The 13,580-nt window shown below is 40.9% G+C and carries 16 protein-coding genes; 15 read left to right on the top strand and 1 reads right to left on the bottom strand.

Annotated features, from left to right (window positions below; translation table 11 throughout):
• Positions 1 to 169 precede the first annotated feature (169 nt).
• The 6 genes from S4054249_RS01895 (at position 170) to S4054249_RS01920 (ending at position 6,215) form a co-directional block, all read left to right on the top strand.
• On the top strand, positions 170 to 388 hold the full coding sequence (locus S4054249_RS01895) for a hypothetical protein (protein ID WP_046355936.1): 219 nt from the start codon (positions 170 to 172) through the stop codon (positions 386 to 388).
• 801 nt (positions 389 to 1,189) lie between these two features.
• Positions 1,190 to 1,453 carry a hypothetical protein gene (locus tag S4054249_RS01900; RefSeq protein ID WP_046355937.1) on the top strand — a complete coding sequence of 88 codons (264 nt, stop codon included), beginning with the start codon at positions 1,190 to 1,192 and terminating at the stop codon, positions 1,451 to 1,453.
• Positions 1,454 to 2,010: 557 nt separating this feature from the next.
• Positions 2,011 to 3,156, top strand: coding sequence for a cytochrome c oxidase subunit II (gene coxB, locus S4054249_RS01905; RefSeq protein ID WP_046355938.1), 1,146 nt, complete (start codon positions 2,011 to 2,013; stop codon positions 3,154 to 3,156).
• A complete protein-coding gene (gene ctaD / locus S4054249_RS01910; RefSeq protein WP_046355939.1) occupies positions 3,156 to 4,745 on the top strand; it encodes a cytochrome c oxidase subunit I in 1,590 nt (529 codons plus the stop codon). Before coxB ends, ctaD begins: the two co-directional genes overlap by 1 nt.
• On the top strand, positions 4,745 to 5,347 hold the full coding sequence (locus S4054249_RS01915; RefSeq protein ID WP_046355940.1) for a cytochrome c oxidase assembly protein: 603 nt from the start codon (positions 4,745 to 4,747) through the stop codon (positions 5,345 to 5,347). The genes ctaD and S4054249_RS01915 overlap by 1 nt, the downstream gene beginning before the upstream one ends.
• On the top strand, positions 5,340 to 6,215 hold the full coding sequence (locus S4054249_RS01920) for a cytochrome c oxidase subunit 3 (RefSeq protein WP_046355941.1): 876 nt from the start codon (positions 5,340 to 5,342) through the stop codon (positions 6,213 to 6,215). The genes S4054249_RS01915 and S4054249_RS01920 overlap by 8 nt, the downstream gene beginning before the upstream one ends.
• Here S4054249_RS01920 and S4054249_RS25775 read toward each other — a convergent pair.
• Positions 6,121 to 6,438: a DUF2909 family protein gene (locus S4054249_RS25775; RefSeq protein ID WP_080928340.1), complete on the bottom strand. Its 318-nt coding sequence runs from the start codon at positions 6,436 to 6,438 to the stop codon at positions 6,121 to 6,123. The genes S4054249_RS01920 and S4054249_RS25775 overlap by 95 nt on opposite strands.
• Before the next feature lie 31 nt (positions 6,439 to 6,469).
• Here S4054249_RS25775 and S4054249_RS01925 point away from each other — a divergent pair, with 31 nt between their 5' ends.
• The 9 genes from S4054249_RS01925 to S4054249_RS01965 all read left to right on the top strand — a co-directional run bounded on the left by S4054249_RS01925 (position 6,470) and on the right by S4054249_RS01965 (position 13,579).
• Positions 6,470 to 7,159 (top strand): SURF1 family protein, encoded by a 690-nt coding sequence (locus S4054249_RS01925; RefSeq protein ID WP_080928341.1) that lies wholly within the window; start codon positions 6,470 to 6,472, stop codon positions 7,157 to 7,159.
• Positions 7,156 to 7,629, top strand: coding sequence for a hypothetical protein (locus S4054249_RS01930; RefSeq protein ID WP_046355943.1), 474 nt, complete (start codon positions 7,156 to 7,158; stop codon positions 7,627 to 7,629). The genes S4054249_RS01925 and S4054249_RS01930 overlap by 4 nt, the downstream gene beginning before the upstream one ends.
• A gap of 9 nt (positions 7,630 to 7,638) precedes the next feature.
• Complete coding sequence (locus S4054249_RS01935) at positions 7,639 to 8,634, top strand: COX15/CtaA family protein (protein ID WP_046355944.1); 996 nt, start codon at positions 7,639 to 7,641, stop codon at positions 8,632 to 8,634.
• On the top strand, positions 8,631 to 9,536 hold the full coding sequence (gene cyoE / locus S4054249_RS01940) for a heme o synthase (RefSeq protein WP_046355945.1): 906 nt from the start codon (positions 8,631 to 8,633) through the stop codon (positions 9,534 to 9,536). Before S4054249_RS01935 ends, cyoE begins: the two co-directional genes overlap by 4 nt.
• Positions 9,536 to 10,147 (top strand): SCO family protein, encoded by a 612-nt coding sequence (locus S4054249_RS01945; RefSeq protein ID WP_046355946.1) that lies wholly within the window; start codon positions 9,536 to 9,538, stop codon positions 10,145 to 10,147. The genes cyoE and S4054249_RS01945 overlap by 1 nt, the downstream gene beginning before the upstream one ends.
• Before the next feature lie 121 nt (positions 10,148 to 10,268).
• Positions 10,269 to 10,541, top strand: a complete 273-nt coding sequence (locus S4054249_RS01950; protein ID WP_046355947.1) for an STAS domain-containing protein — start codon at positions 10,269 to 10,271, stop codon at positions 10,539 to 10,541.
• 9 nt (positions 10,542 to 10,550) lie between these two features.
• The gene (locus S4054249_RS01955; RefSeq protein ID WP_046355948.1) at positions 10,551 to 10,913 is read left to right on the top strand and encodes a response regulator; all 363 of its coding nucleotides are present in this window, start codon (positions 10,551 to 10,553) and stop codon (positions 10,911 to 10,913) included.
• 18 nt (positions 10,914 to 10,931) lie between these two features.
• The gene (locus tag S4054249_RS01960; RefSeq protein ID WP_046355949.1) at positions 10,932 to 13,076 is read left to right on the top strand and encodes a chemotaxis protein CheA; all 2,145 of its coding nucleotides are present in this window, start codon (positions 10,932 to 10,934) and stop codon (positions 13,074 to 13,076) included.
• On the top strand, positions 13,073 to 13,579 hold the full coding sequence (locus tag S4054249_RS01965; protein WP_046355950.1) for a chemotaxis protein CheW: 507 nt from the start codon (positions 13,073 to 13,075) through the stop codon (positions 13,577 to 13,579). Before S4054249_RS01960 ends, S4054249_RS01965 begins: the two co-directional genes overlap by 4 nt.
• Position 13,580 lies beyond the last annotated feature (1 nt).

The raw sequence follows: 13,580 nt of genomic DNA on the forward strand, positions 1-13,580 counted from the left end.
GATTATTTATAATGTACAGTTTTTTTCTAAGTTTATCTTGCTATCTTTCTAAAATACTTAGTTATTTTTTATTTAGAAAAGGTTGTGTTTTTTTTCAGGGTTATATGTTTTTTTTAAATTTTTTTGTGTGTAGGTTAAATGGGAGCTCGATAAAAAACAGGAATAAAAAATGAACATTAAACTTAAAAAAACTAAACTAAAATCTCTTACTAAAACCCACAACTCTATTAGTGAAGGTATGACACCTCAAATCGCTGGCGGTAGCAGTCGTCCGGGTGGTGGTGGAACATATACTCCGACTCAGATAACGCATTGTGATGTGAATTTATGTCATAGCGCTCAGGGGGAAGATATGGTTTGTAATATTACAGGCACGGTCCGTCATTAAATTTGCATGTGAGCCCATTTTGGGCTCGTTTATTTTTTACCAAAGCCTTGACGTTTTATATACAATGTAAGAACTTTTTTTTGGCAAGATTTGTTTTATTTACTAAATGGTAAGCTTATCTTCTATAATTAAATATAAGCCTAGTTAAGGAAGGGGGAATTATCATTTGATTCATAGGATATTGTTCTATGGTAAAAATAAGATATGTAATTTTAGGCTTACTTAGTAATTCTAGTAATTTCAATTCATTTCATCTTACCTTGCTTAGCACTTGATTTTTTAATTGTTAAGGTCTTTTTATTTATTAAAATCACTAATCCAATATTGCTTGATAAACTAATGGCAATTCTCCTTATTGTGATTACGAGTAATGATACCGTATGAATATGTTTATATTTGACTTAATTAACACGCTTTTTAGCATTGGAAAGTCGATGATAAAGACAGCAGATGTTGTTGGTTAATTAATGTTTTCTTGGTGTTTGTAAGTCTATTTATAATAATTGGCTTGGTTTTTTTATGTTTAATTATGTGAGATTTTTTTCTTATTTCAACAAAGGCTTGTGTTAAAGTTAAGCTTGTAATGGCTGTTTGATTAATGTTTGTTTCTAAATGTTCCCCCTTTTTATTTTCTTTTTTTTAATTTTTTTCTTTATGGTTATTTTTAAAGTTAAATTTAAAATAGAGTTAGGAAGGAAATAAATGAAAAAAATAATTAAAGTGAGTGCTTTTTTATTGTCTGTTTTCTCAGTTAATATTTATGTTGCAGGTTAGTTAACCCCATTGGGCACAGGCGTTAAATTGAGTAAAGTACATATATTTGGTGAAGGTGGAACAGTTGTTTTGTTAGCAGAAGAGGTTCCTATAAATCCAGGTCACTATAGAAAGAAAACGATGGTTTATATTCACCCTGATTTAAAACAGTATAATCAAATGGTAAGTGCGGTTTTAGCCGCACATGCGCAGGATAAAACAGTTGGGTTTTGGTCGAGCGGTTGCTCTACAAATTACTTCTGGGGGTCAAGTGAAAGCATGCCTAGGATCAGAGATCTTTGGGTAAACTAAAGGTACGGATTTGTGGCATTGTTAATTGATGCCACAAAAATTAGTTAAATAATTCATTAAAATTTAATAATAAATCGATTTTAAGAAAAATTTAAATGGCAATGCCAAATCGAATACTAAAGAATGAAAATTTTATACATATTATCTATGTTACGACTTTTTAACAGTTTCATCGCCAAATGGGGTATAGGGTGACCATCGCCTTAAAACGACTATTTTTCTTTATTTGTGGAACTGGATTTTTTCGAAAAAGTTAACTTGTGGCCGTTGCTGCTACTTTTGAATAGTGACAAATTGCCTTCCTAATTTATTGTTATTATTACATAACTAAATCTCATCAACTGAGTTATGCATCTTTTTAGATGTGTGAAGTTAAATTTCAAATGAAGTAAACACTCAAAATCAGTGCAGTCAGTAAAAAGACAAAACTTGCAAGCTGGTTGTTTCTTTACTAATCGTTAAAGAAGTCATGCAGTTTAGGCAATAAAACCTAATGACAGTCATCCAATAATAAAAACCCCTTCAATATTAAAATTATAAGGGATCGGAGACGTCACATGAATCTTGCGAATGTAAAGCTGTTCAATTTCTTTGTCCCATTACTGGCGAGCTTCAGTACAGCAGCCAGCGATTATAACATGCGTCAAGGGGTGACGGATGTTAGTAATGAAGTTTATCAGTTACACATGACGATCTTTCTGATCTGCTGTGTGATTGGCGCTATTGTCTTTTCGGTGATGTTTTGGGCGTTAATACATCACCGCAAGTCTAAAGGTGCTGAGCCAGCACAGTTTCATGAGAGTACCAAAGTAGAAATTGTGTGGACTGCTATTCCATTTTTGATTTTGGTTGTGATGGCTATTCCTGCGACTAAAACGCTGATCGCAATGGAGGATACCAGTAAGTCTGATCTCACAATCAAGGTCACAGGATCTCAATGGAAGTGGCATTATGAGTATATGGGCCATGACGTTGACTTTTTCTCTGTCCTGTCAACGCCAAAAGATCAAATCGACAATTTACAAGCGAAGGATGAGCACTACTTGTTAGAAGTCGATAAGCCTCTGGTTATTCCCACTGACCGAAAAGTACGATTTTTATTGACCTCCGATGATGTCATTCACTCTTGGTGGGTGCCCGATTTTGCCGTAAAAAAAGATGCAAACCCTGGGTTTATCAATGAAGCCTGGACGCGGGTAAATGAGCAAGGCATTTATCGAGGGCAGTGTGCTGAGTTGTGTGGCAAAGATCATGGCTTTATGCCTGTTGTGGTTGATGCACGTTCTCCTGAAGACTTCGATATGTGGCTTGCAGAGGCTAAGCAGACGAAAGCAAAGGCGCAGCAAGCAGAGGCGGCTTCAGTTAGTGCCACGTTATCTAAAGAAGAGTTAATGGCAACAGGTGAAAAAGTATATATGGCTTATTGTGCCGCATGCCATCAACCCACAGGGTTAGGCTTACCAGGGGTGTTTCCAGCGATGAAGGGCAGTACGGTGGTCAATGGGGAGTTAAAAGCACATATTGATATATTAGTTAATGGGCGTCCCGGCACGGCCATGCAAGCTTTTGGAAAGCAACTTACGCTAACAGAAATTGCCGGTGTGATCACATATAAACGCAACAGCTGGGGTAATGATACGCAAGAGGTAGTTCAACCGGGGCAAATTCAGGCCTTCATTGATGAGACTAAGGAGAAAGAATAATGTCGACTACCGCACAAGAACAACCCGTATCTCACGAGCACCATCACGGTGCGCCGTCAGGGCTTAAACGGTGGATTTTTACAACTAATCACAAAGACATTGGCTCTTTATATCTACTTTTTTCTCTATTGATGTTTCTCACTGGCGGTGCCATGGCGATGGTTATCCGTGCCGAATTATTTCAGCCGGGTATGCAGCTTGTTGACCCGCATTTTTTCAACCAAATGACCACAGTTCACGGTTTGATAATGGTATTTGGTGCTGTTATGCCAGCCTTCACAGGGCTTGCTAACTGGATGATCCCGATGATGATAGGGGCACCTGATATGGCCTTACCGCGGATGAATAATTGGAGCTTTTGGATTTTACCCTTTGCGTTTGCCATATTACTCGCTTCTTTATTTATGGAAGGCGGTGGCCCAGCGTTTGGCTGGACATTTTATGCACCGCTTTCCACAACATATAGCAACGATAATACGGCATTGTTTGTTTTTGCCGTACACATTATGGGGGTGAGCTCAATTATGGGAGCCATCAACGTGATCGTGACTATCGTTAACATGCGGGCCCCAGGCATGACTTGGATGAAGCTTCCGTTATTTGTATGGACATGGTTGATAACCGCATTTTTGTTGATTGCAGTGATGCCTGTATTGGCAGGGGCTGTGACCATGGTACTCACTGATAAGTATTTTGGAACAAGTTTTTTTGATGCCGCAGGAGGTGGAGATCCTGTTATGTTTCAACATATATTCTGGTTTTTTGGGCACCCTGAAGTGTATATCATGATACTACCTGCATTTGGTATTATCTCTACCATAGTCCCTACTTTTTCGCGTAAAAAGCTTTTTGGCTATGCGTCCATGGTGTATGCCACATCGTCGATTGCATTATTGTCTTTCGTTGTTTGGGCGCATCACATGTTTACAACGGGTATGCCATTGGCTGGTGAGCTTTTTTTCATGTACGCGACGATGCTGATCTCAGTTCCAACGGGAGTGAAGGTATTTAATTGGGTGGCAACCATGTGGCGCGGCGCGATCAGCTTTGAAATTCCGATGATGTTTGCCATTGCTTTTATTGTGTTATTTACCCTTGGTGGCTTTTCCGGCCTTATGTTGGCCATTACACCCGCAGATTTTCAATACCATGACACGTATTTTGTCGTTGCCCACTTTCACTATGTACTGGTGACTGGCGCTGTTTTTTCCATTATGGCTGCGGCGTATTACTGGCTACCGAAATGGACAGGAAATATGTATAGCGAGACTTTGGCGCAATGGCATTTTTGGTTGTCGTTGGTCAGTGTGAATGTTTTATTTTTCCCAATGCACTTTGTGGGGCTAGCTGGTATGCCAAGACGGATCCCCGACTATGCACTACAATTTGCAGATTTTAACGCCATTATTAGTATTGGCGGTTTCGCATTTGGTTTATCTCAGCTGCTATTCGTGGCCGTTGTTTTCAAGTGCATAGCAGGTGGGAAAAAAGCTGACGCTAAGGTATGGGACGGTGCTGAGGGGCTTGAGTGGCAAGTGGCATCGCCTGCGCCATACCATACTTTCTCGACTCCGCCAAAGGTAGACTAATGCATACGGCGCTTATACAAAAATTGGTATTAACGGTGCTTGGTATGTTTGCTTTTGCATTCGCGTTGGTCCCTCTTTATGACGTGTTTTGTGACATCACAGGCCTAAATGGCAAAGTGGATTTAGTGGTGGCTCAAAAGAGTGAAGGCGTTGATGAATCTCGAGAGGTTGAAGTTAGTTTTACAACGCACGCAAAAAGCACCACACCTTTCAAAGTTAAGGCGTTGCAATATTCGGTCAACGTTCAACCCGGAAAGTTGTCCGAAGTGAAGTTTTTAGCGCACAACTTCAGTGACAGAGATCGGGTGATGCAAGCGATCCCCTCTGTGTCACCGGGGCAAGCTGCTAAGTACTTACACAAGCTCGCTTGCTTTTGTTTTGACCAGCAACCTATGGCTGCAAATGAATCAGTCGAATTTACATTGCGATTTTATGTAGATACTGAGTTGCCAAAAGATGTGCAAGAGTTGACGCTCTCTTACACTCTATATGACATCACAGAGAGTGTAACTGCGGAGAAAGTTGAGCCAATATCAAATGTAGTCGCTCAACAGTTTATTCAGGTTATGCCGATTATTGTGCGAGGACCTCAAAATGGATAAGAGCTACCAAACCTATTATGTGCCAGAGCAAAGCCCGTGGCCTATTGTTGGCGCTATTGCAATGTTTTTCATTGCTGTTGGTGCAGGGTTAACGGTCATGCAGCTAGGTAAAGATACGAGTTCCGGAATTTGGACATTGTTGCTCGGTATTATCGTACTCATCGCTATGATTGTGGGTTGGTTTAGACATGTGATTGATGAGTCTATGAGTGGATTATATTCAGCACAAATGGATCGCTCATTTAGACAAGGCATGGGGTGGTTCATATTCTCTGAAGTGATGTTTTTTGCAGCATTTTTTGGCGCTTTGTTTTATGTGAGGATGTTTGCGGTGCCATGGTTAGGCGGTGCGAGTAATAACTTAATGACCAATGAAGTGTTGTGGCCTGAGTTTGAAGCCGTATGGCCATTGTTGGTGACACCAGATGGGACTGCAACTCAAGCGATGCCATGGCAAGGCCTACCTCTAATTAATACCGTGATCCTGCTTACTTCTTCAGTGACATTACATTTTGCGCATACCGCCATTGAGCAAGACGAACGGACAAAGCTTAAAGTGTTTTTGGGCTTAACAATATTATTGGGATTTATTTTTTTAGGGTTGCAAGTTGAAGAATATATCCACGCTTACATTGAGCTTGGGTTGAAATTAGATTCTGGTATTTATGGCAATACATTTTTTATGCTGACGGGCTTTCACGGTTTACATGTGACACTCGGTGCATTGATGTTGTTAGTGGTTTGGCTGCGCATTTTAAAAGGGCATTTAGATGCTAATCAACATTTTGCATTTCAGGCTGCGGCTTGGTATTGGCATTTTGTGGATGTTGTTTGGCTATGTTTGTTTGTTTTTGTATATGTGCTTTAGAGACCGGTTGTTCATTAAAGGTAAATAGCCCAAGTTGGCTGGACAGTGTGATGACTAACATGGTGATAAGTGAAAAGAAAACCCTTTTTCCCAGAATTTTAGACATGTTTTTTGACTTTTCAGCGCCACTCAGCATCACAAATAAAGCATGAAAAAGCTGATATAGAATAACGAAAAGAAGTGCTGTGATAATCCATTTTATAAGCATTGGGGGGCCTGCCATTAGCGTGTTTAATAAAAAGATTAGTACAGTAATGGTGATTTTTGCAGTGGTTCTGGTGATGTCTGTTTGTTTTAGATTGTCGTATTGGCAATGGCAAAGGGCGTTTGAAAAGCAAGCACAGCTAGCGATGTTGAGTGAACACCGTGAAAATCAAAGGCTTTTAATGAATACCAACACTGAATTATTGCAAGGCGCTAAAACCGAGTTAGTCGGGCAGTTGGTACCAGACTATTGGTGGCTGCTCGATAATCAAATTTTGAATGGTCAAATCGGCTATGACTTAATTGCGCTATTTAACGCTGATGGTGTAGATGAGCACTTTATCATTAATTTAGGATTCGTAGCGGCAGGTGCAGATCGCTCTCAGCTGCCAATTATTGAATTACCTCTTGAGCCTATCGAGGTTAAAGCTCAGTTTAAAATAGGAGAGTGGTCTGGATTTACATTAGCAAAATATCCAAACCAAAGTGCCCACCATCGCAATGTCTTACAGTATTTAGAGTGGTCTTTCTTTAGTCGCGAATTAAGCGTAGCAGTTTCGCCGTTATTGGTGATAGCTAATCGAACCGTAGTAACTGGCGTTACACCGCATTATAAAGCTGTTGTAATGAGCCCTGACAAGCATCGGGCTTATGCTCTACAGTGGTTTTTGATCGGTTTGTCTGCAGGCATCATCGCGTTTTTTGCGACAAGGCCAAAATCCAAGGAGTTGATCAGATGAGTAAAACACTAGGGTTATTTATAGGTTGCTTTCTCTTGCCCATTATTGCTGCTGTTACAGTATTGAGTTTAGATTTTAGGCCCAATCGTACTACGAACAATGGCGATTTTTTAGAGTCTGAAGTCTGGCTTCCTGTGCAGTCTAAAGACAAGTTGTGGAGCATCGTTTTAAATGTGCCTAAAGGTTGTCGTTCAGCCTGTGATGTACAAAAAAGTAATGTAGAAAACTTGGATGTTGCATTGGGTAAGCACCGTAATAAGGTTGCTATTATATTGGTTGGTGATGGTGAGAGTACGGTAGAGCAAGATGTTCAAGATAAGCTTATGCCAGCAGCATTTTATTTAGTAGATAAACATGGCCTAGTTGTTTTGGAATACCCTTACCAGTCAAATCCTGATGCGAATAGACTCGTTCTCAAGGGGCTCTTGAAGGACATGAAAAAACTCTTAAATTACGCTCGTTCTCAGTAAGGAGGCGTTATGTCTACTGTACTTCAACGAACTATTACATTTGCTTGTATGTTGGCGATTTGTGTCGTGGTGCTTGGCGCATACACACGATTGAGTAATGCAGGGTTGGGTTGCCCAGATTGGCCTGGGTGTTATGGATTTTTAACAGTCCCCAACGAAATGCACGAAATTACGGCCGCGCAGTTAAAGTACCCCAGTAGTACTATTGAACCCCGCAAGGCGTGGATTGAAATGATCCATCGTTACTTTGCAGGTAGCTTAGCGTTGGTGGTCTTATTATTATTTATTGTGATCATTCGCTCTAGAGCTCAACATGCGCCTAAGGTCTTAGCGGGGGCTCTGGTATTTATGATAGGAATTCAAGCCCTACTTGGCATGTGGACAGTTACGATGAACTTACAGCCATTTGTCGTGATGGGCCATTTACTGGGGGGCTTCACAGTATTATCTCTCTTGACCTTGCTGTACTTACGATCAGCCCCTCCAGCGGTTGAATATGAACCTCGAGCTAGTGTATGCCTGAAGGCAGGTGTTTTTTGTACAGGTGTTTTGGTATTGCAAATTGCGCTGGGTGGTTGGCTCGCTGCAAATTATGCCGCACCGCATTGTACAGGGCTACCACTGTGCTCGAATAGTGAGCTTTTTTCTTGGTCAAGTTTACTCGAGTTGCCAAAGCAATCAAGTACATACGAATATGGTGTATTACCATTTGAAACGCGGGTATCGATTCATTTGATGCATCGTATTTGGGCCAGTGTTACTTTACTGGCGCTGGTCGCAATGGCGGTATTAATTCATTTTAAAATATCACAGCCTATTATTCGCAACGCTGCTAACCAAGTTGCGATATTGGTGCTATTGCAGGTTGCCGTTGGCGGTATCATTGTCTATTTTAAATTCCCCATCTTATTGACTTTATTTCATAACCTAATGGCTGCATTGCTACTGTTGGCGTTGATCAGAGCCTGCTTTCTACTGTCACGTGCTAGGCAGGTGTGGATATGAATACTGAGTTTGGCAAATATACCTATGCGCTTGAAGGAGTTGCAAAACACCTTCAAGCCTACGTCAACATATGCAAGCCTAAAGTGGTGCTAATGTTAGTACTAACAGCTTGGGTTGGGATTGTATTGGCACCTGACACCCAGCGCAGCGGCTGGCTACAGTTAGGAGCATTGCTGGGGATTGGCTTTGTCTCTGCTGCTGCGGCCGCAATTAATCATATTTTGGACAGGGCTAGAGACAAACGGATGGCACGAACGCGGCACCGACCATTGGTAATGAATCAATTGAGCGTATCACAAGCTTACTTGTTTGCATTTATGATAGGTATGTTCGGAGTCCTTTTACTGCTGCTCTATAGTAACTGGTTGTGTACGCTGCTTACGGTGTTAGCATTGTTCGGATATGCGGTGGTGTATACCGTCTATTTAAAACGATCAACACCGCAAAATATTGTGATTGGTGGGCTGGCAGGCGCTATGCCTCCGTTACTTGGGTGGGTGAGTGAAACACAGGCGTTAAGTGCTGAGCCATGGTTATTAGTCATGATGATATTTACTTGGACACCCCCGCATTTTTGGGCACTCGCAATCGCTAGAAAGCAAGATTATGAACGAGCAAATGTGCCCATGTTACCGGTCACTCATGGTATTCAATTCACTAAATTATGCATGATTGCATATACTATTCTATTGGTCTTAGTGTGTATCTTGCCATATTTAATTGGTATGTCAGGGTTATTATACTTGGCCGTGGCAAGCTTTTTAAATGCGCGTTTTTTACAAAAAGTGGTGCTTTTATATTTTGAATCAAACTCGGAGTCGGCAATGCAAGTTTTTCGTTTTTCGATCAGCTATTTATTGTTACTCTTTAGTGCCTTATTTATTGATAAGTTAGTGACCTAATGCGATTAATATTGTTGGTGTTGTTATCAAGTTTATTATTGTCATGTTCAAAGCCTGAAATGGTCTCAGAGCTGACAGTACAGTACCCGAGTCCTAAATTATTAAAGCCATTTGAATTGGCAGATCAAAACGGCAATATGGTGACAAATGAGCACTTAATGGGGCAATGGAACTTGCTGTTTTTGGGCTACACGAGCTGCCCGGATATTTGCCCTATGACTTTGGCCAAGCTCACACAGATTAAAGATAAAATCAATACGCTCGAAAAAACACAAGTATGGTTTGTTTCAGTTGACCCCAGCCGAGATTCTGCGCAAAAACGAAAAGATTACATCGCGTATTTTGATGACTCATTTTTAGCCGTCACTCACTCTCATAAGCACCTGTTTCCATTTGTTAGGGACATCGGTTTAATTTACGCCATCAACGACTCAAAAGACACGGATTATTATGTTGACCATAGTGCGTCGATTGCATTGATAGACCCAACAGGTAGGTTAAGCGCAATATTCAAACCTGAATTCAAAAAGGGCCAGGTGCCAAGTGTCAACACTAGCCAGATAGTTGCGGACTTTGAAATTATAATCCGTGCCAGAAGTGCAGCCTTTTAACTGGAGTTGGTTGTTTCTAAGTTAATAATATTTTTATTTCTTTTGCCTAATTTTTGGCAATTTTACTATCAACGTCTAATCTAATCTTATCTATAACTTTTACAGGGAATGTGCCAAGCGCATGATTAAACTTCCTTCTGAGTTAGCCATCAATAAAGTTGAAGAGCTCCACCAGTTGTTTGTTTTAGAGCTGGAGTCTGGGCAATCAATCTGCATTGATATTAGTGATGTTTCAAAAGTTGATACTGCTTCGATTCAAATGTTGTGTGCATTGCAAAAACGGTTATTGAATTTTGATCAGAGAATTACTTGGCATGGTGATAGCCCTATTTTGTTTGAGTCTGTAGAGCAACTTGGTTTAACTGAAATTTTATCCTTTAGCAGTAAGATTTAAGAGGTCAATATGAAAAAGATTTTAGCTGTGGATGATTCTGCTTCAATGCGACAAATGGTTGGATTTACTCTTAAAAAAGCAGGGTTTGACGTCACAGAAGCAAAGGACGGAAGTGAGGCATTAAATCTGGCTAAACAGCAGGGGTTTGATGCTGTGATATCAGATGTAAACATGCCTGTGATGGATGGGATCACCTTAATTAGAGAATTGCGTAGCCTACCAAATTACAAATTCACGCCGTTACTGATGTTAACTACTGAATCTGGATTAGACAAAAAAAGTGAAGGCAAGGCCGCAGGTGCCACAGGTTGGATCGTAAAGCCTTTTAATCCGGATCAATTATTAGCCGTATTGAAGAAAGTCATTCGCTAGTACCAACGAGGTATAGGCATGAGCATAGATTTAAGCCAGTTTTTCGATGTGTTTTTTGAGGAAAGCTTTGAAGGTCTGGATGCAATGGAAGCAGAGCTTCTAAATCTAGAACCAGGCAAAGAAGATTCCGAGACCATAAATACAATTTTTAGGGCTGCCCACTCAATTAAAGGGGGAAGTGGCACATTTGGGTTTGTGTCTGTGTCAGACTTTACTCATGTTCTGGAAACATTACTGGATCAAATTCGTGATGGGCAGAGAGTACTGACAGCGGAGCACGTCAATTTATTACTCAAATCTGTCGATTGTGTTCGCGGTTTGCTGGGGGCATTGCAAGCTGAGGAAGAGCCTGATCTAAGCGAAGCGAATGAACTTAAAGCGCGTTTTGAGGCAATACTAGGTGGCGAGACTTCAGAGTCAGTTGACGTTGAAGAGGAACATGTCGCCTCAGAAGTACAGCAAAGTACCACTTATCAAATAGATTTCAAACCAGAACCCCATTTGTTTAAGACTGGTAATGAGCCTTTATATATGTTTTCAGAGCTCGCAGAATTAGGGCAATTGGAAGTAAGTGCATTTCATGATGGGATCCCAGACTTTTTAGAATTCGACCCTGAAGATTGTTTTTTGCATTGGCGGTTCTTTTTAACAACGGTCAAGCCTGAGCACGCCATCTCTGAAATATTTGAGTGGGTTGAGGATGATGCGGACATTAAAATTGAAGCGTGTGGCGGTTTATTTGAAGACGATACGATAGGTACGCCGGAGGTGGCGACTCAGTCTGAAGAGAGTGGACCATTAGCGGCTGAGCAATCTGCCTCTGAAAATCAGGTTGATACCAGTGTGCAAGCAGAAGCAAACCTGACAGCTGTGCAGAAAAAAGTAGAATCAGTCAAAACTAGTAAAACAGAAAGCAAAAAGTCTAGTGACTCCACCGCGACTTCTATTCGCGTAGGTATAGATAAAGTTGACTCGTTAATAAATATGGTGGGAGAGCTTGTTATAACGCAAGCGATGTTGAGTCAGATAGGCGATCAAGAAATTACTGAATCTAGTATCGCGGCATTACAAGAAGGTCTAGCTCAATTGGCACACAATACGCGAGATTTACAAGAAAATGTAATGCGTATTCGCATGTTGCCTATCAGCTTTGTGTTTAGTCGCTTCCCAAGGTTAGTTAGAGATACGTCACAGAAGCTCAATAAACAAGTCGAACTTAAATTAGTGGGTGAGCAAACCGAATTAGATAAAACAGTGATGGAAAAGCTTTCTGATCCCATGGTTCATTTGGTTAGAAACTCACTAGACCATGGATTGGAGACTCCTGAAGAACGCATTGCCAATGGTAAAGAGCCTGTTGGTATCGTTACGCTTAATGCATTCCATCAAGGCGGCAATATCGTGATTGAAATCATGGATGATGGCAAAGGCTTGGACACTGAAAAAATCCGCAGCAAGGCGATTGCGAATGGATTGATAAGTGAATCAGATGACCTCAGCGTGGAAGAAATCAATGAGCTTATTTTTATGCCAGGATTTTCTACTGCAGACAGTGTGAGTGATATTTCGGGACGTGGTGTGGGTATGGACGTGGTAAGGCGTAATATTCAAGCGTTAAATGGCTCGGTTGAGGTCACCTCAAAGCAAGGGGTCGGCTCTACTTTTACCATTAGGTTGCCACTCACTTTAGCAATTCTTGATGGACAACTCGTTCAGGTGGCAACCCATACCTATATTATTCCGCTCATTTCTATTGTTGAATCACTACAGATAGATATTTCTAAAGTTAGCAAAGTAGGTAAAGGGTTGGAGGTACTGCGTTTACGTGATGAATACATACCAATATTACGGCTCTACGATATTTTTAGTCACAAAGGTGCGCGTGAAGAACTAGACAAAACACTACTGGTGGTCGTTGAAAGTGATAACTACAAAATAGGGTTATTGGTAGATGATTTATTGGCTCAGCAACAAGTCGTGATCAAGAGCTTAGAAGCGAATTACCAAAAGGTGGATGGTATTTCTGGGGCGACTATTTTAGGTGATGGTACGGTGTCGTTGATCATTGATATTAGTGGGCTAATTAAATTGAGCGGTCTACGTAGACCTGGATCAACAGAGCTATTGGTTGATTTGAAAGGTGAGGAGGCTGAGCCAGCATGATTGATCAAGTTGAGGTGAATCAGCAGCTGATGTTTGACGGTGAGTCGGATGAGAAGCAATTTTTAACCTTTATGATGCACGATGAAGAATATGGAATGGATATTTTAGCAGTGCAGGAAATTAGAGGTTGGGAGCCTGTGACAACAATACCTAACTCGCCTAATTTTGTGAGAGGTGCGATGAACTTAAGAGGCACAATCGTACCAATTATTGATTTGCGCATGCGATTTGGCATAAGCGCAATTGAATATGGTCCTCTGACCGTGGTGATTGTGGTATCAGTGCAAATTAAAGAACAGCAAAAAATTATGGGACTAGTGGTGGATGCCGTATCAGATGTTTACAGCATCGCTGAGGAAAAAGCGAAAGATGTACCTGATTTTCAGGATTCTGATAATGCATATTTTGTTCACGGGCTAGTAAACGTCGGTCAAAAAATGGTTGTGCTTTTAAATCTAGAAAAGGTCTTAGATTTGAGTGATAAAAGTGGACTCAAAGGCTAAT

The sequence above is a fragment of the Pseudoalteromonas luteoviolacea genome (assembly GCF_001750165.1).
GTDB lineage: Bacteria > Pseudomonadota > Gammaproteobacteria > Enterobacterales > Alteromonadaceae > Pseudoalteromonas > Pseudoalteromonas luteoviolacea_G.

Bases quoted from the DNA above. Each gene is read 5' to 3' on its own strand.
- S4054249_RS01925 (WP_080928341.1), top strand. From the start codon at position 6,470: ATGGTGATTTTTGCAGTGGTTCTGGTGATGTCTGTTTGTTTTAGATTG.
- S4054249_RS01895 (WP_046355936.1), top strand. From the start codon at position 170: ATGAACATTAAACTTAAAAAAACTAAACTAAAATCTCTTACTAAAACC.
- S4054249_RS01965 (WP_046355950.1), top strand. From the start codon at position 13,073: ATGATTGATCAAGTTGAGGTGAATCAGCAGCTGATGTTTGACGGTGAG.
- S4054249_RS01920 (WP_046355941.1), top strand. From the start codon at position 5,340: ATGGATAAGAGCTACCAAACCTATTATGTGCCAGAGCAAAGCCCGTGG.
- coxB (WP_046355938.1), top strand. From the start codon at position 2,011: ATGAATCTTGCGAATGTAAAGCTGTTCAATTTCTTTGTCCCATTACTG.
- S4054249_RS01930 (WP_046355943.1), top strand. From the start codon at position 7,156: ATGAGTAAAACACTAGGGTTATTTATAGGTTGCTTTCTCTTGCCCATT.
- S4054249_RS01955 (WP_046355948.1), top strand. From the start codon at position 10,551: ATGAAAAAGATTTTAGCTGTGGATGATTCTGCTTCAATGCGACAAATG.
- cyoE (WP_046355945.1), top strand. From the start codon at position 8,631: ATGAATACTGAGTTTGGCAAATATACCTATGCGCTTGAAGGAGTTGCA.
- S4054249_RS01945 (WP_046355946.1), top strand. From the start codon at position 9,536: ATGCGATTAATATTGTTGGTGTTGTTATCAAGTTTATTATTGTCATGT.
- S4054249_RS01950 (WP_046355947.1), top strand. From the start codon at position 10,269: ATGATTAAACTTCCTTCTGAGTTAGCCATCAATAAAGTTGAAGAGCTC.
- S4054249_RS01960 (WP_046355949.1), top strand. From the start codon at position 10,932: ATGAGCATAGATTTAAGCCAGTTTTTCGATGTGTTTTTTGAGGAAAGC.
- ctaD (WP_046355939.1), top strand. From the start codon at position 3,156: ATGTCGACTACCGCACAAGAACAACCCGTATCTCACGAGCACCATCAC.
- S4054249_RS25775 (WP_080928340.1), bottom strand. From the start codon at position 6,438: ATGGCAGGCCCCCCAATGCTTATAAAATGGATTATCACAGCACTTCTT.
- S4054249_RS01935 (WP_046355944.1), top strand. From the start codon at position 7,639: ATGTCTACTGTACTTCAACGAACTATTACATTTGCTTGTATGTTGGCG.
- S4054249_RS01915 (WP_046355940.1), top strand. From the start codon at position 4,745: ATGCATACGGCGCTTATACAAAAATTGGTATTAACGGTGCTTGGTATG.